Raw genomic sequence first — 20,545 nt, forward strand, 5'->3', positions numbered from 1 at the left:
TTGCTATGTGTCGAACAGCGTTGCGTGAAGCAGTGGTGCTGGCACTACAGGGTTCATCTGATGGTGCGTGGGCGCAAGGCTCACTGCATCACGAAGACGTCCTTGTAGTTCGGGGCACCGAGGGCACCGTCGCCGGTCGGGTTGCCGATCTTGGACCCGAAGACGAACAGGTCGTTGCGGAACGCGGTGGGGATGATCGGGAAGTAGTCCGTCATGATCTCCTCGTCCAGCGCACCCCAGGCGTCGCCCTGCTCGTCGAGCGGCAAGGTGGCGATGTCCTTCATCTTCTGGTCGATCGCGTCCTCGGAGAACTGCGCGGTGTTGTACACGGCGTCGGTCTTGAGGAGCGGCGGGAGCATCGTCGAACCGGCGGGCCAGTCCGAGCACCAGTTGACGCCACGCAGGTTGAGCTGCTTGTTCGTCTTGTTGTCGGGGTCGAGCCAGATGTCGTACGGCGAGACCTGGACCGGGATCGCCTTGACCTTGAAGCCGGCCTCCTCGAAGCCCTTGGTGATCTGCTTCTGACCGGCCACGGCGAGCGGGTCGACCTCGTAGTAGACCATCGTGATCTCGTAGCCCTCTTCGCCGGCCTCGGCGAGCAGCTCCTTGGCCTTCTCCGGGTTGTAGGTGATCTGCTCACCGTCGACCTGGAAGTCCTTCTTGCCGGCCATGCCGGGGGGCATGACGGAGTTGGCCGGGATGCGGGTGACGCCGGGAACCTCGCCGGTCGCGAACCACACGTCCTCGTACGGGTAGGCGTAGGCAAGGGCCTTGCGCACGTTGATGTCGGTGATCTTGGTGTAGTCCGGCGTCAGCGTGGAGACACACTGCGACGTCTGCTGCACCAGGCGGTCACCCAGGGCGTCGTTGGCCTCGGTGTACTTGTCCGAGCCCAGCGCGGTCGAGATCGCGGTCTGCGAGTCGGTGTTGTCCGACAGCATGATCTGGTCGACCTTGGCCTGGTCCTGGTTGAACTTGAAGACCCACTTGTCGACGTACTGGTGACGGCCCGGGTCGGAGTTCGGGTCCCACTGCTCGTTCTTGACGAGGGTGAGCTCCTGGTTGGGCTGGAAGTCCTCGATCATGTAGGGACCGTTGGACAGCGGGTCCTGGCCGTAGTTCGGCGGCTTGGAGGCGTTGCCGAGCGGGGCCGGGCCCATCGCCATGAAGGCGCCCCAGTAGTCCATGTCCGGGAAGGGGGTGGCCATCTTGATGGTCACGTCCTGGCCGTTGACGGTGATGCCGTCGTACTTCTTGCCCTTGTCGGTGTAGGGACCGCCGTAGGAGTCCCCGTCCAGGAAGTACTGCTTGGAGTACTCGGTGCCGGGGCCCGAGGGGAAGGTGTCGGCGTCGAGCGAGCGCTGCATGCCGAAGGCGACCTCCTCCGCGGTGACGGGCTTGCCGTCCTCCCACGTGGCGTCGTCACGGATCGTGAACGTCCACTCGGTGTAGTCCTCGTTGGCCGTGCCCAGGTCGGTCGCCAGGTCGGGGACCAGGACCGGGTCACCGGTCTCGCTGTCACGCACGTACTGCGTGAGCGAGCGGTGGGTGAGGGCCTGCTGGATCGAGTTGCCGGTGACGGACCAGCCGTCGGTCGGGTCCAGCGAGTTGGGGCCGGGGTCACCGGGGAGGTAGACCGTGACGGTCCCACCAGCGGTGGCTCCGTCGACCTCGGCCGCGGGGCCCTGACGCTTGGCGTCCTTGGTGCCCCCGGTCTGCTCGCCGAAGCTCCTGTCACTACCCGAGCCGGAGGAGCTGCTGTCGTCGCCCCCGCCGCCACAGGCAGCAAGGGAGAGGAGAGCAACGCCGGCCACGAGCGCGAGCGGCTTGTTCCGCTTCATGCTGTCCAGCCTTTCTTATCTGTGATCGTGCCGGCGGCAGGTGCTGTCGGCAGCGTTCCGCGTCGAGACCGAGTGGTCAGCGACGAGTCTTGGGGTCCAGGGCGTCGCGGATGGCGTCGCCGAGGAGGTTGAGGGAGAGGACCAGCAGCACGACGCCGATCAGGGGCTCCCACAGGTAGAGCGGGTACTGCTCGAAGTAGGTGGTCGCGAAGCTGATGGTCCGACCCCACGAGGCGCCGTCGGTGACACCGATGCCGAGGAAGGCCAGGCCGGCCTCGGCGGCCACGAAGGCCGGCAGCATGAGCGAGACGCTGATGATGATCGGCGCCGCGAGGTTGGGCATGAGCTCCTTGAACAGGATGCGCGAGGTCGGCATGCCGAGCACCCGGGCCGCCTGCACGAACTCGCGCTCGCGCAGCGACAGCACCTCGCCACGGATCAGGCGGGCCATGCCCATCCAGCCGAAGAGCGCCAGGACGGCGACCAGGCTGAACTTCTGGATCGTGGGGTAGTTGTCGCTGTCGTTGAACCGCTCGTTGAGGATCGGCGCGATGGTCAGCGCGGCGAGGATGAACGGGACCGTGAGGAAGGTGTCCACGAAGAACGACAGGACGCGGTCGACGACGCCGCCGAGGAAGCCGGCGAGGAGGCCGACGACGATGCCGACGATCGTGGCGAACAGCGTCGCACCGGTGGCGATCATCAGCGACGTGCGAGCGCCGTAGAGCCAGTAGGCCAGGTTGTCGTCGGCCGAGCGGGGCGCGATGCCGAACGGGTGGTCCATCGTGAACCCACCGTTGGGCGGGCCGTACTCCGGCTTGGGCATGCCGCCGTTGAGCACGTCGAGGAACTGGCTCGGGGACTGCGTGTCCGTGTTGACCCCGAAGAAGTCGCTGATCACCCCGGCGAAGATCGCGATCAGGATGAAGAACAGGATGACGAAGGCGCAGGCCATCGCGATCTTGTCCTTCAGGAGTCGGCCGGCGGCGATCCGCAGCGGCGACTTGCCGGCGATCTCCTGCGAGGCCTTGCTGTTCGGGTCGACCGGGGTCTCGTCGGTCAACGAGCCCAAGGTCTCGGGTGCAGTCGGCTGCGACATGCTCTCCCTATCTGGCCGGGATGCTGGGGGGGTTCTCGGGGGGGTCTCTCGGTGGTGTCCGGGCTGCCCTGACAGGTCGTCGGGGGGCTTGCCGAGACGGGACTCTATGTGACGCGTACCGCACAGGCGATCACTGACGCGTAACGATCCGGACACGACCACCGTGTCCGGATCGCCGCAGAATCACTCCCGGATCAGGCCGGGGACGACACATCCTCCGCCGGCTCGGCGTCCACACCGGCCTCCTTGCGCTGTGCGGGCGAGATGGGCGCAGGGGCCGCGGTGAGGGGGTCGTAGCCGCCTCCGGACTTGGGGAACGCGATGACGTCGCGGATCGAGTCGGTGCCCGCGAGGAGCGCGCAGATGCGGTCCATGCCCACCGCGATGCCGCCGTGCGGCGGGGCGCCGAACTTGAAGGCGTCGAGGAGGAACCCGAACTTCTCCTGCGCCTCGTCCTCGGTGAGCCCCATCACCGCGAAGACGCGCTTCTGGACGTCCTCGCGGTGGATCCGGATCGAGCCACCGCCCAGCTCGTTGCCGTTGCAGACGATGTCGTAGGCATAGGCCAGGGCGCTGCCGGGGTCGGTGTCGAAGGTGTCGGCGAACTCCGGCTTGGGGCCGGTGAAGGCGTGGTGCACGGCCGTCCAGGCCCCGGCACCGACGGCGACGTCGCCGCTCTCGACGGCGTCCGAGCTGGGCTCGAACATCGGGGCGTCGACGACCCAGGTGAACGCGAACGCGGACTCGTCGATCAGGCCGCCGCGGCGACCGATCTCGAGGCGCGCGGCACCCAGCAGGGCCCGGCTGGACTTGGCGGGACCGGCGGCGAAGAAGATGCAGTCCCCCGGCTCGGCGCCGACGTGGGCGGCCAGGCCGGCCTTCTCCTCGTCGGTGATGTTCTTCGACACCGGGCCGGTGAGCTCGCCGTCCTCCTGGACCAGCACGTAGGCCAGCCCCTTGGCGCCGCGCTGCTTGGCCCAGTCCTGCCACGCGTCGAGCTTCTTGCGGGGCTGGCCGGCGCCACCGGGCATGACCACCGCGCCGACGTACGGCGCCTGGAAGACCCGGAACGGGGTGTCCTTGAAGTATTCGGTGCACTCGACGAGCTCGAGGCCCATGCGCAGGTCGGGCTTGTCGGAGCCGAAGCGGCGCATGGCGTCGGCGTACGTCATGCGGGGCAGCGGGCGCGGGATCTCGACGTCGATGAGGCGCCACATCGCGGCCAGCACGTCCTCCATGAGCGCGATGACGTCGTCCTGGTCCACGAAGCTCATCTCGATGTCGAGCTGGGTGAACTCCGGCTGCCGGTCGGCGCGGAAGTCCTCGTCGCGGTAGCAGCGCGCGATCTGGTAGTAGCGCTCCATGCCGGCGACCATCAGCAGCTGCTTGAACAGCTGCGGGCTCTGCGGCAGGGCGTACCAGCTGCCGGGCTGCAGGCGCGCGGGCACCAGGAAGTCGCGGGCGCCCTCGGGCGTCGACCGGGTCAGCGTGGGCGTCTCGACCTCGACGAACGCGTGGGCGTCCAGCACGTCGCGCGCGGCCTTGTTGATCTTCGAGCGCAGGCGCAGGGCCTCGTTGGGACCGCTGCGCCGCAGGTCGAGGTAGCGGTGCTTGAGCCGGGCCTCCTCCCCCACGTCGACGTGGTCGTCGATCGGGAAGGGCAGCGGTGCGGCGGCGCTCAGGACCTCGATGTCGGTCGCGACGACCTCGATGTCGCCCGTCGCCAGCTGGGGGTTCTCGTTGCCGGCCTTGCGGGCCACGACCTCGCCGACGACCTTCAGGCAGTACTCGCTGCGCAGCGAGTGGGCCACGGCCTCGTCGCGGACGACGACCTGCACGACCCCGCTCGCCTCGCGGAGGTCCAGGAAGGCCACTCCCCCGTGGTCACGGCGCCGGGCCACCCACCCGGCGAGGGTGACGGTCTGGCCGACGTGCTCGGCGCGCAGGGCGCCGGCGTCATGGGTGCGGATCACTGGTTCTCCTCGGTGTTGTTGTCGGTGGTTGAGGTGCGAGCGGAGCGAGCCTCGAAACCCGGGGGGCTGATGCCGGGCCGGAGGTCTGCCTCCGGCGGGGTCCAGGTGGCGGGGTCGGCCTCGACCTGCTCACCGGAGCGGATGTCCTTGACCTGGTGCGTGACGCCTCCGTCGGGGGCCGTCTGGACGAACCAGACGAACGGGATGCCGCGGCGCTCGGCGTAGCGGATCTGCTTGCCGAACTTCGCGGCGTCCGGGGCGACCTCGCACGCGACGTCGCGGCGGCGCAGGTCGGCGGCCACGGCGCTGCTCGCGGGGCGCGAGCCCTCGTCGGCGACGGCGACCAGCACGGCGCTGGGCACCGAGCGGGAGGCGGTCAGGCCGGTGCGCGCGAGCAGGGGTACGACGACCCGGCTCACCCCGAGCGAGATGCCGACGCCCGGGTACGTCGTACGGCCGTCGCTGGCGAGCGCGTCGTACCGCCCGCCGGAGCAGATCGAGCCCATCGACTCGTAGCCGTCGAGACGGGTCTCGAAGACGGTGCCGGTGTAGTAGTCGAGCCCGCGGGCGATCGACAGGTCGGCGGTGACCCGGACCCGGTCGGAGACCAGGTCGGCGCAGCCGCGGACCAGCTCCGACAGCTCGGCGAGGCCCTCGTCGAGCAGCTCGTGCTCGACGCCGAGGGCGCGCACGGCGCCCACGAAGCCGTCGTCGTCGGAGCGGATGGTGGCGAGCTCGAGGACGCGGTCGGCGTTCTCCACCGACAGACCGGCGTCCTGCAGCAGCAGGTCGCGGACCTTGTCGACGGGCAGCTTGTCGAGCTTGTCGACCAGGCGCATCACCTCGTCGCCCTGGCCGTCGGAGGCGTGGATGCCGAGACCGGCGTAGAAGCCCTGGATGAGCTTGCGGTTGTTGACCTGGAGGCGGAAGGCCGGCAGGAAGTCGAGGCGCGTGAGGGCGTCGACCATCACCCGGGTCACCTCGATGTCGTGGTGGAAGGCCAGCGAGTCCCGTCCCACGATGTCGATGTCGGCCTGGGTGAACTCCCGGAACCGGCCCTCCTGCGGACGCTCGCCCCGCCAGGCGCGCTGGATCTGCCAGCGGCGGAACGGGAAGTCCAGCTTGCCGGCGTTCTCCAGGACGTAGCGGGCGAACGGCACGGTCAGGTCGAAGTGCAGGCCCAGGCCGGCGTGGCCCTCCGCGGACTCCTCGTGGAGCCGGCGCAGCAGGTAGACCTCCTTCGAGGTGTCGCCCTTGCGCAGCAGCTGGTCGAGGGGCTCGACGGCCCGGGTCTCGATGCCGGCGAAGCCGTGCAGCTCGAAGGTGTGGCGCAGGGTGTCGATGACCTCCTGCTCGACGACGCGCTGCGCAGGCAGCAGCTCGGGGAACCCGCTGAGGGGCGTGGGCTTGCTCATGGTGTCTACAGACCTCGTGTGACTCGCCCTGTCTCGTCCCCGCGCTGGAGGTCGAGCAGGTAGGGGTTGGTGGCGCGCTCGCGGCCGATGGACGTCTGCTCGCCGTGGCCGGGCAGCACCACGACGTCGTCGGCCAACGGGAGGACCTTGTCGGTGAGGCTGCGCAGCATGGTGGCGTGGTCACCCCCCGGCAGGTCGGTGCGGCCGATGGAGCCGGCGAAGAGCAGGTCGCCAGAGAACATCAGGTCGCTGATGCTCTGCTGCCCGTACGGCGTCCGGAAGGTGACCGACCCCTCCGTGTGACCCGGCGTGTGGTCGACGACGAAGCGCAGGCCGGCCAGCTCGACCTCCTGCAGGTCGGACAGCTCGCGGACGTCGTCGGGCTCGGCCCACTCGTAGCTGCCGCCGAGCAGCATCGCGGTGGTCTCCCGGCTCATCCCGACCATCGGGTCGGTCAGCAGGTGCCGGTCGGCCGGATGGATCCAGGCCGTGGCGTCGTAGGTCCCGGCGACGGGAGCGACGCACCACATGTGGTCGACGTGGCCGTGGGTCACCAGCACCGAGACCGGCTTGAGCCGGTGCTCGCGCACGACCTCGGCCACGCCCGCGGCGGCGTCCTTGCCGGGGTCGATCACGACGCACTCGTTGCCCGCTCCGGTGGCGACGACATAGCAGTTGGTGCCCCAGGGTCCAGCGGGGAAGCCGGCGATCAGCACGGGGCAACAGTCCTCAGCAGCGAGTCGGTGGGTACGGCGAGGAGTCAGCCTACCGAGGCCCGAGAGGGGGGTGACTACGATGGGCGACCATGAGCGCCGACAAGCAGTCCTCGCCGCAGGCTTCCGAGTGGGGCCGGGTCACCGAGGACGGCACCGTGTACGTCAGGACCGTCGATGGGGAGCGCTCCGTGGGGCAGTACCCCGAGGGGACTCCCGAGGAGGCGCTGAAGTTCTTCACCGACCGCTACGACGCCCTCGCCTTCGAGGTGCAGCTCCTCGAGCAGCGCATCGGGGCGGGCAAGCTGAGCCCCGAGGAGGCCACGACGACGGTCAAGGCGCTGCGGGAGCAGGTCGTCGAGGCCAACGCCGTCGGTGACCTCAACGGCCTCGCCGCCCGGCTCGACGCCACGGGCCCCGTCATCGCGATCCAGCGCGACGCCAAGCGCGCCGAGAAGGCGCAGCGCAGCGCCGAGTCGCGCGCCGAGAAGGACAAGATCGTCTCCGAGGCCGAGAAGCTCGCCGAGGGCAACGACTGGCGCAACGGCGCCAACCGGCTGCGGGACCTCCTCGAGGCGTGGAAGGCACTCCCCCGGCTCGACCGGGCCACCGACGACGCCCTGTGGCGCCGGTTCTCCTCGGCCAGGACGACGTACACGCGCCGCCGCAAGGCGCACTTCGCCGAGGAGCACGGCCGCCGCGACAGCGCCCGCGTTGTCAAGGAGCGCCTCGCAACCGAGGCCGAGGCCCTCGCCACGTCCACCGACTGGGGACCGACCGCGGGCCGCTACCGCGACCTCATGCGCGAGTGGAAGGCCGCCGGACCCGCGCCGCGCGAGGTCGACGACCAGCTGTGGCAGCGCTTCCGGGGCGCCCAGGACACGTTCTTCGGTGCCCGCGATGCGGCCAACGCCGAGCTCGACCAGGAGTTCGCCGCCAACGCCGAGGTCAAGGAGGCCCTGCTCGTCGAGGCCGAGGCCCTCCTCCCGGTGACCGACCTCGAGGCGGCCAAAAAGGCGTTCCGCGACATCGCCGACCGCTGGGACGAGGCCGGCAAGGTCCCCCGCGACCGGATGAAGGACCTCGAGGGCCGCATCCGCAAGGTCGAGCAGGCCATCCGCTCGGTCGAGGACGACCAGTGGAAGCGCTCGGACCCGGAGAAGTCGGCGCGCGCGGACGACCTGGTCTCCAAGCTCGAGGCCGGCATCGCCGAGACCCGTACCAAGCTGGAGAAGGCCCAGACGGCGGGCGACGCCAAGCGGGCCAAGGACCTCGAGTCCGAGCTGGCCAACAAGGAGGCCTTCCTCGACATGGCCCGCAAGGCGTCCGAGGAGTTCGGCGCCTGACGGCCTTCCGGTAGGGCTGCGAGCCCCCACCCCGGTGGTTGAGGTGCTAGCCCGCCACCCCGGTGGTTGAGGTGCGAGCGCAGCGAGCCTCGAAACCCCGGCGTCGGTCCGTTCCGGTGGTTGAGGTGCGAGCCCGGCACCACGGTGGTTGAGGTGCGAGCGCAGCGAGCCTCGAAACCCCACGACGTCGGCCCCCCGTAGTCGAAGCACGAGCCCGCCACCCCGATGGTTGAGGTGCGAGCGCAGCGAGCCTCGAAACCCCGGCGTCGGTCCGTTCCGGTGGTTGAGGTGTCAGCGGCCCCCGGTGGTTGAGGTGCGAGCGCAGCGAGCGTCGAAACCCCACGACGTCGGCCCCCCGTAGTCGAAGCACGAGCCCGCCATCCCGATGGTTGAGGTGCGAGCGCAGCGAGCCTCGAAACCCAGTCATCCACAGATGTGAAGCCCCAGGTGTGCGAGCCGCGCTCCGGAGGCAGACCCGTACGCATGCCTTGGGTCTACATGCTCCGCTGCTCCGACGGCTCGTTCTACGTCGGAAGCACCACCGATCTCGACGCGCGCATCTCCCAGCACAACTCCCCCGACCTCGGTGCTGCGTACACCCGTCGCAGACGGCCCGTGATGCTCGTCTGGAGCGCCGAGACCGAGCTCATCGGAGAGGCGTTCCGGCTCGAGAAGCAGATTCAGGGATGGAGTCGGCGCAAGCGTGAGGCGCTCATCAGGGGCGACTACGACGAGGTCGTGGCAGCCGCGCGGCGGCGGGCCGGGCGGCCTCGGGACAGATGACGCCGGGGTTTCGAGGCTCGCTCCGCTCACACCTCAACCACCGGACAGGACCGACGCCGGGGTTTCGAGGCTCGCTCCGCTCACACCTCAACCACCGGACAGGACCGACGCCGGGGTTTCGAGGCTCGCTGCGCTCGCACCTCAACCACCGGGGGGCCGCTCGCACCTCAACCACCGGAAAGGACCGACGTCGTGGGTCAGCTGGTGACGCGGTAGGCGTCGAAGACCCCCGGCACCGAGCGCACGGTACGCAGGACGCTGTCGAGGTGCGAGGCGTCGGCCATCTCGAAGCTGAAGCGGCTCTTGGCCACCCGGTCGCGGGTGGTGGAGAGGGTGGCGCTGAGGATGTTCACGTGGGCGTCCGAGAGCACCATGGTGATGTCGGACAGCAGCCGGGCCCGGTCGAGGGCCTCGACCTGGATGTTGACCAGGAAGGTCGACTGGGACGTCGGCGCCCACTCGACCTCGAGCAGCCGCTCGGGCTGGTTCTCCAGGTCGCCGGCGTTGGTGCAGTCCTTGCGGTGCACCGAGACGCCGCCGCCCTTGGTCACGAAGCCGAGGATCGGGTCGGGCGGCACCGGGGTGCAGCACTTGGCCAGCTTGACCCACAGGTCCTCGACGCCCTTGACGATGACACCCGCGTCACTGGAGGTCGGCTTGGTGCGGCCGCGGCGGCCGGTGATCGTGACGCCCTCGGCAAGGTCCTCGGCGGCGCCGTCGTCGCCCCCGTGCAGGTCGATGACCTTGCGTACGACGGCCTGGGCGCTGAGGTTGCCCTCCCCCACCGCGGCGTACAGGGCCGACACGTCGGCATGGTTGAAGTGCGCGGCGACGAGGGACAGCGACTCGTGGGTCATGAGGCGCTTGAGGGGCAGGCCCTCCTTGCGCATCATCCGGCCGATCTGCTCCTTGCCGCGCTCGATCGCCTCCTCGCGCCGCTCCTTGGTGAACCACTGGCGGATCTTGGAGCGCGCGCGGGGCGACTTGACGAAGTTGAGCCAGTCGCGCGAGGGGCCGGCGCCGGGCGCCTTGGAGGTGAAGACCTCCACCACGTCACCGTTGTCCAGCGACGACTCCAGCGGCACCAGGCGCCCGTTGACCCGGGCCCCGATGGTGTGGTGGCCGACCTCGGTGTGGACGGCGTACGCGAAGTCGACCGGGGTCGAGCCGACGGGCAGCGGCATGACGTCGCCCCGCGGGGTGAAGACGTAGACCTGGGCGCGGTTCATCTCGAAGCGCAGCGACTCCAGGAACTCCCCCGGGTCCTCGACCTCGCTCTGCCAGTCCATGAGCTGGCGCAGCCACGACATGTCGTCGAGGTCGCCGGGCCGGTCGGTGTCGACGCCGGCCTTGCCGTCCTCCTTGTACTTCCAGTGCGCCGCGACGCCGTACTCGGCGCGACGGTGCATGGCGAAGGTGCGGATCTGCAGCTCGACCGGCTTGCCCTGCGGGCCGATGACCGTCGTGTGCAGCGACTGGTACATGTTGAACTTCGGCATCGCGACGTAGTCCTTGAAGCGCCCGAGCACCGGGTTCCACCGGGAGTGCAGGACGCCGAGCACCGAGTAGCAGTCGCGGTCCTCCTCGACGAGGATCCGGATCCCGACCAGGTCGTAGATGTCGGAGAACTCCCGGCCGCCGACGATCATCTTCTGGTAGATCGAGTAGTAGTGCTTCGGGCGCCCGGTGACCTTGGCCTTGATCTTGGCGTCGCGCAGGTCCGACTCGACGTCGGCGATCACCTCGGCGAGGAACTGGTCGCGAGAGGGCGCGCGCTCGGCGACGAGGCGGACGATCTCGTCGTACATCTTCGGGTGCAGCGTCGCGAACGCGAGGTCCTCGAGCTCCCACTTGAGGGTGTTCATGCCGAGGCGGTGCGCGAGCGGGGCGTAGATGTCGAGGGTCTCGCGGGCCTTGCGCTCCTGCGTCTCGGCCTTGAGGTAGCGCAGGGTGCGCATGTTGTGGAGTCGGTCGGCCAGCTTGATGACCAGCACCCGGATGTCGCGCGACATCGCGACGATCATCTTGCGGATGGTCTCGGCCTGCGCCGAGTCGCCGTACTGGACCTTGTCGAGCTTGGTGACCCCGTCGACGAGCACGGCGACCTCGTCGCCGAAGTCCTTGCGCAGCTGCTCGAGGGTGTACGGCGTGTCCTCGACCGTGTCGTGCAGCAGCGCCGCCACCAGGGTCGGCTCGGTCATGCCGATGTCGGCGAGGATCGTGGTGACCGCGAGCGGGTGGGTGATGTAGGGGTCGCCGCTCTTGCGCATCTGCGAGCCGTGCATCTGCTCGGCGATGCCGTAGGCCCGCTCCAGCAACGCCAGGTCGGCCTTGGGGTGGTTGGCCCGGACGGCACGGAAGAGCGGCTCGAGGACCGGGTTGCCGGACGGGGCCTTGGCCCCGATCCGGGCCAGCCGGGCCCGCATGCTCCGGGCCGAGACGGGCACGTCCGCGGACCGCTCCCGCGGCACCGGTGTCGTGATGTCCTCGGCCATTGGACCAGTCTAGTGACGACCGCGAGGGCGCGGACGCCGGACCGTCGAGGTCAGACCGTCATCAGGGCGGTGAGCGGCAGCCCACCGACGCCGTCGCGCCCCGGCAGGAAGCTCAGCTCCATCAGCACCGCGACCCCGACGCAGGTCCCGCCGCACCGCTCCACGAGCTCGCGGGTGGCCGCGACGGTGCCGCCGGTGGCCAGCACGTCGTCGACCAGGAGGACCCGGTCGCCGGGGGCGATTCCGTCGCGGTGCACCTCCAGGGTGGCCTCGCCGTACTCCAGGGAGTAGGAGACGGCGTGCGTGGCACGCGGCAGCTTGCCCACCTTGCGCACCGGCACGAAGCCCGCCCCCAGCTCCAGGGCGACGGGCGCGGCCAGGATGAAGCCGCGGGCCTCCATCCCGACCACCTTGTCGACGGCGCGGCCGCCCGAGCCGTCGCGTCCGGCGGCCGCCAGCGCGCTCACCACGGAGCCGAACGCCTCGTGGTCGGCCAGCAGCGGGGTGATGTCCTTGAAGACGACCCCCGGCTCCGGGTAGTCCGGGACGTCGACGATCAGCCGGTCGAGGTGCTCGCGGGCCTCGGTGCTCACTTCCTGCCCCGCTTGGACCGGGACTGCCGGGTGGGCTGCACGCGGCCCGACGCGGCGCTCTGCTTGACCGGACCGTGGGCGGGCGGGGCGACGCGGCCCTTGCCGTAGGCCTCCTGGCGGCGCGGCGGCGCCGTGACCGGACGGCGCCGCACGGTGCCGTCGGCGTCCACGTTGCGCGGGTCCGGCGGCGGGGTGGCGTCGCGGTCGGCCGCGCTGACCCGGGCGTAGGGGTCCGCGGCCGCCTCGCGGCGCCGGGCCGCGGCCCGACGCTCGTCGTGGTCGACGTCCTTCTCGCGGGCCTTGAGCTGCACCAGCAGCGGGGTCGCGATGAAGATCGAGGAGTAGGCGCCGGCGGCCATGCCGACGAAGAGGGCCAGGGCCAGGTCCTTGAGCGAGCCCGAGCCCAGCTGGGCCACCCCGACGTACAGGATCGCGGCGACCGGGATGAGGGCCACGATCGAGGTGTTGATGGAGCGGACCAGCGTCTGGTTGACCGCCAGGTTGGCCGCCTCGGCGTACGAGAGCCGGCTCTTCCGGAGCTGGTGGGTGTTCTCCCGGACCTTGTCGAAGACCACCACGGTGTCGTAGAGCGAGAAGCCCAGGATCGTGAGCAGGCCGGTGACCGTCGCCGGCGACACCTCGAACCCCGACAGCGCGTAGACGCCGACGGTGATGAGGACGTCGTGGGCCAGGGCCACGATCGCGGCCACGGACATCTTCCACTCGCGGAAGTAGGCCCAGATGAACAGGACGACCAGGACCAGGAAGACCGCGAGGCCCAGCAGCGACCGCTGCGCGACCTCCTTGCCCCAGCTGGGGCCGATCTCGGTCTGGGAGATGTCCTGGGAGCTCGCGCCCGTGGTGTCCAGGATCGTGGTGACGATCGCCTGGCTCTCCGCGTCGTCGACCGGCTCGGTCTGGACGATGATCGCCTCGGAGCCCGACGTGGTGACGACCGGGGCGCTGGCGCTCTCGACCCCGGAACCGGCCACGGCGGTCCGCAGCTCGTCGGCGGTGTCCTGGGTGACCTGGTCGGCCGGCAGCGTGACGCGGTACTCCGCGCCGCCGGTGAACTCGATGCCCATGTTGAGGCCCTTGGACCACAGGCCGAGCACGGCCACCGCCACGATCAGGGCGGAGACGGCGTACCAGAGCCAGCGGCGACCGACGAAGTCGATCGAGCGCTTGCCGGTGTAGAGCTCGTTGCCGAGCCTCGAGAAGGCGCCCATCAGGCGGTCCCTCCTGCCGGGCGGGGCTCGAGGCCCAGGGTGTCGCGGCTGAGGCCGGACAGGGCGTGCCCGCGGTTGAAGAACGGGTAGCGGGCCAGGTAGGACACCACCGGCTTGGTGAACCAGAAGAACACCACCAGGTCGATGACCGTGGAGAGGCCGAGCGCGAACGCGAAGCCCTTCACGACCCCCGCGGCGAAGACGTAGAGCACCACCGCGGCGAGCAGGGAGACCGCGTCGGCGGCCAGGCAGGTGTTGCGGGCCCGGACCCAGCCGGCCTCCACCGCGACCCGCATCGACCTGCCGTCGCGCATCTCGTCCCGGATGCGTTCGAAGAAGACGATGAACGAGTCAGCGGTGATGCCCACCGCCACGATGAGTCCCGCGATGCCGGGCAGGGACAGCGTGAAGCCCGCAGCCTCGCTCAGCAACACGACCATGGCGTACGTCAGCGCGGCCGCCACGAGCAGGGAGGCGATGACCACGAGTCCCAGGCCCCGGTAGTAGGCGAGGCAGTAGAGCATGACCAGCACCAGGCCGACGAGCCCGGCGGTGATGCCCGCCTGGAGCTGGTTGCCGGCCAGCGAGGGACCGACCAGCTCGACCGGCGGGTCCTTCTCGAAGGCGATCGGCAGCGCACCGTACTTGAGGCTGGTCGACAGGCTGTCGGCCTCGGTCTGGGTGAACTGGCCGGTGATCTGCGCGTTGCCGTCGAGGATCAACCCGTTCATCGTCGGCGCCGAGATGACCTGCCCGTCGAGGACGATCGCGAACTGCTTCTGGGTGTTGACCAGGGCCCGGGAGATCTCCGCGAAGGTCTCGGTGCCCTGGCGGTCGAAGTCGAGGTCGACGCCCCACTCGACGCTCTGGCTGTCCGGCGGACGCGTGCTGGCGCCCGCGAGGTCGGTGCCCTCGATCATGGCGACCGACAGCAGCAGCTTGCGGCCGGACTGGTCGCAGGTGACGAGCGGCTTGTCCGGGTCGTCGACCACCTTTGCCGGCTGGCCGTCGGTCGGGCAGCTGAACTCCTCGAACGCCTTGAGCGACGCGGCGTCGGGGTTGTCGATCCAGGTGAGCGGGTCGTCGACGGCGCCCTGCGACCCGGTGCCACCGCCCGTGTCCCCGCCGGCGCCCTGCTCGGGCGCGGGGGTGGGCGTGCCGCTGGGGCTCGGCGTCTCGCTGGAGGTCTGGTCGCTCCAGGCGTACGGCGCACGCCGCTTGGGCGCCGACGTCGGCGCGCCGGAGGGGGTGACCTGCGGCTGGGTGCCCGTACCCGTGTCGGGGGTGCCCGGCACGGTCCCCTGCCCCGTGCCGGCTCCGGTGCCCGATCCGGCGGTCCCGGCGGCCTGCGCGGCGACGAGGCGGAAGCGCATCTGTGCCTGGCGCTTGACGGTCTCGACGAGGTCGCGGCGGCTCTCCCCGGGGATCTCGACGACGACGTACTTGTTGCCCTGGGTGGACACCTCGGCCTCGGCGACGCCCGAGCCGTTGACGCGGTCCTCGATGATGCCGCGCGCCTCGGCCAGGCGGTCGGTCGAGACGTCGCCCTGGGCGATCAGGGTAATCCGGGTGCCGCCCTGCAGGTCGAGACCCAGCTTGGGCGTCCAGACGCCGGCGACGGCGACGAGCCCGTAGGACAGCAGCAGGCCGAGGAAGAAGACGACCAGCGTGCGACCGGGATGGGGGCGACGCGCCACCTCAGGCCTCGCCGTCGGGCGAGGCGGGCGGGGTCGTCGGCGGGGTCGTCGGCGGGGTCGTGGCGTCGTCCTCGGCCATCGGCTCCACCGAGCCGATGGCGGGCCGGACGACCTCGACCTCGACGCCGGGGGCGATCTCGACCCGGACGCGGTCGTCGACCACGGACACCACGGTCCCGAAGATTCCCGAGGACAGCATCACGCGCTGGCCGGGCTGGAGCGCGGACTGGATGCGGGCCAGCTCCTTCTGGCGACGGGATGCGGGGCGCACCACCATCAGCCAGAAGAGGACGGCAATGGCCACCAGGGGCAGGAAGGAGACGAGCTCCGTCACGGTCGAGTACCTCGCGAGTCAGGGAGTGAGACGGCGGTCCGGACGGGCTGCTGACGCGCACGGGGCGGACCAACGCAGGAGTGTACGTGTCAGGGCGCGAGCCGGGTCACGGCTCGTCGAACAAGGAGCCCTCGACGCCGGCCCCGGCGGGCATCGACAGGCCGAGGTGGCGCCACGCGGCCTGCGTGGCGACCCGGCCGCGCGGTGTGCGGGCCAGCAGGCCCAGGCGGACCAGGAAAGGCTCGGCGACCTCCTCGACGGTCTCCCGCTCCTCGCCGACGGCGACGGCCAGGGTGGCGACCCCGACGGGCCCGCCGCCGAAGCGACGGCACAGCACGTCGAGCACGGCCCGGTCGAGCCGGTCGAGGCCGGACTCGTCCACCTCGTAGAGCTCGAGGGCCGAGCGGGACACCGGCAGGGTGACCACGCCGTCGGCGCGCACCTGCGCGAAGTCGCGCACCCGGCGCAGCAGGCGGTTGGCGATGCGGGGTGTCCCCCGCGACCGGGAGGCGATCTCCGAGGAGCCTTCGGAGGTGAGCTCGACGCCGAGCAGGCCGGCGGAGCGGTGCACGATGAGGTCGAGCTCGTGGGGCTCGTAGAACTCGAGGTGGGCGGTGAAGCCGAAGCGGTCGCGCAGCGGTCCCGGCAGCAGGCCGGCCCGCGTGGTGGCGCCGACCAGGGTGAACGGGGGGATCTCCAGCGGGATCGCGGTGGCACCGGGCCCCTTGCCGATGACGACGTCGACCCGGAAGTCCTCCATCGCCATGTAGAGCATCTCCTCCGCCGGTCGCGACATCCGGTGGATCTCGTCGACGAACAGCACGTCGCCCTCGTTGAGGCCCGAGAGGATCGCGGCCAGGTCGCCGGCGTGGGTGATGGCGGGACCGCTGGTGAGGCGCAGGGGTGAGGACATCTCCCCCGCGATGATCATCGCCAGCGTGGTCTTGCCGAGGCCCGGAGGTCCGGACAGCAGCACGTGGTCGGGGGCCTTGCCCCGTCGGCGCGCCGCCTCCAGCACCAGGCCGAGCTGGTCGCGGACCCGGGTCTGGCCGACCACCTCGTCGAGGCTGCGGGGGCGCAGCGCGGCCTCGACCGCGCGCTCGTCCCCGTCGGCGTCGGCGTCGGTCAGGCGCCGGAAGTGCGCGGCCTCCGCCGCGGTCAGGTCGGCGTCGGAGACATCGAGGTCGCCGTCGTCGGTGTCGTCCCAGTCGATGGGCATCGCGGCCGCCCCCTCAGGCCTTGCTCAGCGTGCGCAGCGCGGCACGCAGCAGGGCGGGGACGTCGGGGCTCGCGCCGGCCTGGTCGGAGACCGCCTCGACCGCCTTGTCGGCCTCCTTGGCCGACCAGCCCAGGCCCACGAGACCCTGCTGCACCTGGTCGCGCCACGGGGCACCGCCCGCTGCGGGCGACGTACGACCGGTCGGGCCGACCGGCGGGCCGATGCGGTCGCGGAGCTCGAGGATGATCCGCTGGGCGCCCTTCTGGCCGATGCCGGGCACCCGGGTGAGCGTCTTGACGTCCTCGGTGGCCACGGCGAGGCGCAGGTCGTCGGGCGTGAGCACCGCCAACATCGCCTGGGCCAGCTTGGGACCGACGCCGGAGGCGGTCTGGACGAGCTCGAAGGCCTGCTTCTCGTCCTCGTCGAGGAAGCCGAAGACGGTCAGCGAGTCCTCGCGGACGACCATGCTCGTGGGCAGGACGGCCTGGTGGCCGACGCGCAGCGTGGCCAGCGTGCCGGGCGTGCACATCAGCTCGAGCCCCACCCCGCCGACCTCGAGGACGGCGCTGGTGAGGGTGACGGCGGCGACCTCGCCCCGGACGAATGCGATCACTGCTTCCTCCCGGCCGCGGCGAGCGCGGCGTCGATGCGTGCCTGGGCGCTGCCGCGCCAGATGTGGGTGATGGCCAGCGCCAGCGCGTCGGCGGCGTCGGCAGGCTTGGGCGGTGCGTCGAGGCGCAGGATGCGGGTCACCATCGCGGTGACCTGCGCCTTGTCGGCGCGCCCGCTGCCGGAGACGGCCGCCTTGACCTCGCTGGGGGTGTGCAGGGCGACCGGCAGGCCCCTGCGGGCGGCCACGACGAGCGCGATGCCGCTGGCCTGCGCGGTGCCCATGATGGTGCTGACGTCGGAGCGGGCGAAGATCCGCTCGACCGCCACCGCGTCCGGCCGGAACTCGTCGAGCCAGGCGTCGAGGCCCTTCTCGATGGTCACCAGCCGCTCGGCGACCGGGATGCCGGCGCTGGTGCGCAGCACGTTGACGTCGACGAGGGTCAGCGGTCGCCCGAGGGATCCCTCGACCACGCCCACGCCGCAGCGGGTGAGGCCGGGGTCGATGCCGAGCACGCGCATGGGGACCCTTCCGTACGAACAGGTGTTCGGTCGCCCACGCTACGTTCGGCGACCGCACGGCCGGGCGCCGACACGCCGGTCCGGCGCTACGCGTCCTCGAGCTGGGCGAGCACCTCGTCGGGGACGTCGACGTTGGTGAAGACGTTCTGGACGTCGTCGAGGTCCTCGAGGGCGTCGACGAGGCGGAACACCTTGCCGGCCGCGTCGCTGTCGCCGACCGGGATCTCCATGCTCGCCACGAACTCGACGTCGGCGGAGTCGTAGTCGATGCCGGCCGCCTGGAGCGCGGTGCGCACCTCGACCACGTCGGTGGCCTCGGACTGCACCTGGAACGCCTCGTCGAGGTCGTTGACCTCCTCGGCACCCGCGTCGAGGGTCGCCTCGAGGACGTCGTCCTCGGACACCTCGCGGGTCTCCTGCGCCTTGGGCACGACGACGACGCCCTTGCGGGCGAACAGGCGCGACACCGAGCCCGGGTCGGCGAGCGTCCCGCCGTTGCGGGTGACCGCCGTCCGGACCTCCATGGCCGCGCGGTTCTTGTTGTCGGTGAGGCACTCGACCAGGAAGGCGACGCCGGCAGGGCCGTAGACCTCGTACATGATCGTGGAGTACTCCGCGCCACCCGCCTCGGCACCCGAGCCGCGCTTGAGCGCGCGGTCGATGTTGTCGTTGGGGACCGAGTTCTTCTTCGCCTTCTGGATCGCGTCGAAGAGCGTCGGGTTGCCCGTGGGGTCGGGGCCGCCCTGCTTGGCCGCCACCTCGATGTTCTTGATGAGCTTGGCGAACAGCTTGCCGCGCTTGGCGTCGATCGCGGCCTTCTTGTGCTTCGTGGTCGCCCACTTGGAGTGGCCAGACATGGGTCCCTCTTCTTCCGGTGCAGTACGGCGTGGTCCGCGCGGTCAGCCCCTGCGCACGAGGTCCACGAACAGCTCGTGGACCCGGGTGTCCCCGCCGACCTCCGGATGGAAGGAGGTCGCCATGAGGTGACCCTGGCGAACGCCGACGATCCTACCGGCGGCCGGACCGGCGGCCACGCGTGCCAGCGTCTCGACGCCCGGACCGACCTCCTCCACCCACGGGGCGCGGATGAAGACGGCGTGCACCGGGTCGGCGATCCCCTCGACGTGCAGGTCCTCCTCGAACGAGTCGACCTGGCGGCCGAACGCGTTGCGCCGCACCGTGACGTCGAGGCCGCCGATCGTCTCCTGGCCCGGCGCACCGTCCTCGACCCGGTCGGCCAGCAGGATCATCCCGGCGCAGGTGCCGAAGACCGGCAACCCCTCGGCGACCCGCGTCCGCAGCGGCTCGAGCAGCTCGAAGATGCGGGCCAGCTTGACCATGGTGGTGGACTCCCCCCCGGGAAGGACCAGGCCGTCGACGGCCGCGAGCTCGGCCGGGCGTCGTACGGCGGTCGCGGCGACGCCGCACGCGGCGAGGGCCCGCAGGTGCTCGCGCACGTCGCCCTGGAGGGCGAGCACGCCGATCGTCTGGGTCACGACCGGGGATCCTACGGACCGCCTCGTCCGTATCCTCACCCCCATGAGGTTCCTGCGCGGCCCCGCAGCCGTGGTCGCGTCGGCGCTGCTCGTCCTCGGCGCCGCCCCGGCGGTCCCGGCCTCGGCAGCGGCAGCAGCGGCACCGGCGGCACCACGCGACCGGGTCGACGGCTGGGCCACCGCGAGCCCCTCGTCGCTGGGCCTGCGTCCCGCCCGGCTCGACGCACTGGCCGCCGGGGCGCGGGCCGCCGACTCCACCTGCTACGCCGTGGTCCGTCACGGCCGCCTGGCCCGGGACTGGAACTGGGGCACGGCGCGCACCACCCCGCGTGAGGTCTTCTCGATCACCAAGTCGGTCACCAGCGCCCTGGTCGGCATCGCGGTGCGAGACGGGTCGCTGCGGCTCGACGACCGGGTCTCGCGCTACGTCCCGCAGTGGCGCGGCACGGCGTCGGAGACCGTGACGGTCCGCAACCTGCTCTCCAACGACAGCGGCCGATTCTGGTCCCTCGACTCCGACTACGGCGCCCTCGTGCAGGCGCGCAACCGCACCCGCTACGCCGTCGGACTGCCCCAGCAGTACCCGCCCGGCAGCGCCTGGGCCTACAACAACGCGGCCATCCAGGTGCTCGAGGCGGTGCTGCGCCGCGCGACCGGCACGCCCGTCGACCGGTACGCCGCACGACGGCTCTTCGCGCCGCTCGCCATGCGCCACACCCGGATGGGACGCGACGCCAGCGGCCGCTCGACCTCGGTGTTCTTCGGCCTCCAGACCACCTGCCTCGACCTGGCCCGGTTCGGGCGGCTCTACCTCGGCCGGGGGGCCGTCGACGGCCGGCGGATCCTGTCGCGCGGCTGGGTGCGCCGGTCCGTCGGCGTCTCGTCGACCGTGCACAACGCGGCGTACGGACTGCTGTGGTGGCTCAACCGACCCGGGCCGCTGCGTGGTGCCACAGACGCGGTCGACGCGCAGGGCCAGCCCGTGGCGCCGATGACCGGGCAGCTCGCGCCCGGGGCGCCCGCCTCCACGTACGCCGCCCTGGGGCTCGGCGGCCAGGTGCTGCTCGTGGACCCGCGCTCGGGCACCGTCGTGGTGCGCCTCGGCCGGCCGGACCTGTCGGACCGGGCGGCGTACGGCTTCGCGGACGCGGCGCGCGTCGTCACCGAGGCGCTGCGCTGAC

General features: G+C 71.1%; 18 protein-coding genes. 3 read left to right on the forward strand and 15 right to left on the reverse strand.

What is annotated here, in order from left to right:
* Positions 1–80 precede the first annotated feature (80 nt).
* The 5 genes from ASG94_RS01350 to ASG94_RS01370 all read right to left on the reverse strand — a co-directional run bounded on the left by ASG94_RS01350 (position 81) and on the right by ASG94_RS01370 (position 7,044).
* Positions 81–1,841: an ABC transporter substrate-binding protein gene (locus tag ASG94_RS01350; protein WP_056924647.1), complete on the reverse strand. Its 1,761-nt coding sequence runs from the start codon at positions 1,839–1,841 to the stop codon at positions 81–83.
* Between the two features lie 76 nt (positions 1,842–1,917).
* Positions 1,918–2,940, reverse strand: a complete 1,023-nt coding sequence (locus tag ASG94_RS01355) for an ABC transporter permease (RefSeq protein ID WP_056924648.1) — start codon at positions 2,938–2,940, stop codon at positions 1,918–1,920.
* Positions 2,941–3,134: 194 nt separating this feature from the next.
* Entirely contained in the window at positions 3,135–4,913 is a 1,779-nt protein-coding gene (aspS, locus tag ASG94_RS01360) for an aspartate--tRNA ligase (protein WP_056924649.1), read from the reverse strand.
* Positions 4,910–6,328, reverse strand: a complete 1,419-nt coding sequence (hisS, locus tag ASG94_RS01365) for a histidine--tRNA ligase (protein ID WP_056924650.1) — start codon at positions 6,326–6,328, stop codon at positions 4,910–4,912. The genes aspS and hisS overlap by 4 nt, the downstream gene beginning before the upstream one ends.
* A 5-nt stretch (positions 6,329–6,333) precedes the next feature.
* The gene (locus ASG94_RS01370) at positions 6,334–7,044 is read right to left on the reverse strand and encodes an MBL fold metallo-hydrolase (RefSeq protein ID WP_056924651.1); all 711 of its coding nucleotides are present in this window, start codon (positions 7,042–7,044) and stop codon (positions 6,334–6,336) included.
* 89 nt (positions 7,045–7,133) lie between these two features.
* On the opposite strand from ASG94_RS01370, the gene ASG94_RS01375 reads away from it, so the two are divergent.
* Both ASG94_RS01375 and ASG94_RS01380 read left to right on the forward strand, forming a co-directional pair.
* The gene (locus ASG94_RS01375; RefSeq protein ID WP_056924652.1) at positions 7,134–8,387 is read left to right on the forward strand and encodes a DUF349 domain-containing protein; all 1,254 of its coding nucleotides are present in this window, start codon (positions 7,134–7,136) and stop codon (positions 8,385–8,387) included.
* Between the two features lie 483 nt (positions 8,388–8,870).
* Positions 8,871–9,170 (forward strand): GIY-YIG nuclease family protein, encoded by a 300-nt coding sequence (locus ASG94_RS01380; RefSeq protein WP_056924653.1) that lies wholly within the window; start codon positions 8,871–8,873, stop codon positions 9,168–9,170.
* Between the two features lie 197 nt (positions 9,171–9,367).
* Here the strand turns inward: ASG94_RS01380 and ASG94_RS01385 are convergent, their stop codons facing one another.
* From ASG94_RS01385 to pdxT, 10 genes are all read right to left on the reverse strand, one after another.
* Positions 9,368–11,596 carry a RelA/SpoT family protein gene (locus ASG94_RS01385; protein ID WP_056926211.1) on the reverse strand — a complete coding sequence of 743 codons (2,229 nt, stop codon included), beginning with the start codon at positions 11,594–11,596 and terminating at the stop codon, positions 9,368–9,370.
* 119 nt (positions 11,597–11,715) lie between these two features.
* A complete protein-coding gene (locus ASG94_RS01390) occupies positions 11,716–12,258 on the reverse strand; it encodes an adenine phosphoribosyltransferase (RefSeq protein WP_056924654.1) in 543 nt (180 codons plus the stop codon).
* Positions 12,255–13,487: a protein translocase subunit SecF gene (secF, locus tag ASG94_RS01395; RefSeq protein ID WP_056924655.1), complete on the reverse strand. Its 1,233-nt coding sequence runs from the start codon at positions 13,485–13,487 to the stop codon at positions 12,255–12,257. The genes ASG94_RS01390 and secF overlap by 4 nt, the downstream gene beginning before the upstream one ends.
* Entirely contained in the window at positions 13,487–15,184 is a 1,698-nt protein-coding gene (secD, locus tag ASG94_RS01400) for a protein translocase subunit SecD (RefSeq protein ID WP_056924656.1), read from the reverse strand. The genes secF and secD overlap by 1 nt, the downstream gene beginning before the upstream one ends.
* A 1-nt stretch (position 15,185) precedes the next feature.
* Positions 15,186–15,518, reverse strand: coding sequence for a preprotein translocase subunit YajC (gene yajC / locus ASG94_RS21185; protein ID WP_082623857.1), 333 nt, complete (start codon positions 15,516–15,518; stop codon positions 15,186–15,188).
* 106 nt (positions 15,519–15,624) lie between these two features.
* Positions 15,625–16,737: a Holliday junction branch migration DNA helicase RuvB gene (gene ruvB, locus ASG94_RS01410; protein WP_082623858.1), complete on the reverse strand. Its 1,113-nt coding sequence runs from the start codon at positions 16,735–16,737 to the stop codon at positions 15,625–15,627.
* A gap of 13 nt (positions 16,738–16,750) precedes the next feature.
* Positions 16,751–17,350 (reverse strand): Holliday junction branch migration protein RuvA, encoded by a 600-nt coding sequence (gene ruvA, locus ASG94_RS01415; protein ID WP_056924657.1) that lies wholly within the window; start codon positions 17,348–17,350, stop codon positions 16,751–16,753.
* Positions 17,347–17,868: a crossover junction endodeoxyribonuclease RuvC gene (ruvC, locus tag ASG94_RS01420; RefSeq protein WP_056924658.1), complete on the reverse strand. Its 522-nt coding sequence runs from the start codon at positions 17,866–17,868 to the stop codon at positions 17,347–17,349. Before ruvC ends, ruvA begins: the two co-directional genes overlap by 4 nt.
* Before the next feature lie 86 nt (positions 17,869–17,954).
* Positions 17,955–18,725, reverse strand: a complete 771-nt coding sequence (locus ASG94_RS01425) for a YebC/PmpR family DNA-binding transcriptional regulator (protein WP_056924659.1) — start codon at positions 18,723–18,725, stop codon at positions 17,955–17,957.
* A 42-nt stretch (positions 18,726–18,767) separates the two neighbouring features.
* Positions 18,768–19,409: a pyridoxal 5'-phosphate synthase glutaminase subunit PdxT gene (pdxT, locus tag ASG94_RS01430; protein WP_056924660.1), complete on the reverse strand. Its 642-nt coding sequence runs from the start codon at positions 19,407–19,409 to the stop codon at positions 18,768–18,770.
* On the opposite strand from pdxT, the gene ASG94_RS01435 reads away from it, so the two are divergent.
* Positions 19,408–20,544 (forward strand): serine hydrolase domain-containing protein, encoded by a 1,137-nt coding sequence (locus tag ASG94_RS01435; protein ID WP_082623859.1) that lies wholly within the window; start codon positions 19,408–19,410, stop codon positions 20,542–20,544. The two genes, pdxT and ASG94_RS01435, sit on opposite strands and share 2 nt — an antisense overlap.
* The last annotated feature ends 1 nt before the right edge of the window (position 20,545 follow it).

It is taken from the genome of Nocardioides sp. Soil805, assembly GCF_001429625.1.
Taxonomy (GTDB): Bacteria; Actinomycetota; Actinomycetes; order Propionibacteriales; family Nocardioidaceae; genus Nocardioides.

What these genes read in the sequence shown, in the direction of transcription:
- ASG94_RS01350 (WP_056924647.1), bottom strand. Translation starts at nt 1,841, where the DNA reads ATGAAGCGGAACAAGCCGCTCGCGCTCGTGGCCGGCGTTGCTCTCCTC.
- ASG94_RS01355 (WP_056924648.1), bottom strand. Translation starts at nt 2,940, where the DNA reads ATGTCGCAGCCGACTGCACCCGAGACCTTGGGCTCGTTGACCGACGAG.
- hisS (WP_056924650.1), bottom strand. Translation starts at nt 6,328, where the DNA reads ATGAGCAAGCCCACGCCCCTCAGCGGGTTCCCCGAGCTGCTGCCTGCG.
- ASG94_RS01375 (WP_056924652.1), top strand. Translation starts at nt 7,134, where the DNA reads ATGAGCGCCGACAAGCAGTCCTCGCCGCAGGCTTCCGAGTGGGGCCGG.
- ASG94_RS01380 (WP_056924653.1), top strand. Translation starts at nt 8,871, where the DNA reads ATGCCTTGGGTCTACATGCTCCGCTGCTCCGACGGCTCGTTCTACGTC.
- ASG94_RS01385 (WP_056926211.1), bottom strand. Translation starts at nt 11,596, where the DNA reads ATGCGGGCCCGGCTGGCCCGGATCGGGGCCAAGGCCCCGTCCGGCAAC.
- secF (WP_056924655.1), bottom strand. Translation starts at nt 13,487, where the DNA reads ATGGGCGCCTTCTCGAGGCTCGGCAACGAGCTCTACACCGGCAAGCGC.
- ruvB (WP_082623858.1), bottom strand. Translation starts at nt 16,737, where the DNA reads ATGCCCATCGACTGGGACGACACCGACGACGGCGACCTCGATGTCTCC.
- ruvC (WP_056924658.1), bottom strand. Translation starts at nt 17,868, where the DNA reads ATGCGCGTGCTCGGCATCGACCCCGGCCTCACCCGCTGCGGCGTGGGC.
- ASG94_RS01425 (WP_056924659.1), bottom strand. Translation starts at nt 18,725, where the DNA reads ATGTCTGGCCACTCCAAGTGGGCGACCACGAAGCACAAGAAGGCCGCG.
- ASG94_RS01435 (WP_082623859.1), top strand. Translation starts at nt 19,408, where the DNA reads ATGAGGTTCCTGCGCGGCCCCGCAGCCGTGGTCGCGTCGGCGCTGCTC.
- pdxT (WP_056924660.1), bottom strand. Translation starts at nt 19,409, where the DNA reads ATGGGGGTGAGGATACGGACGAGGCGGTCCGTAGGATCCCCGGTCGTG.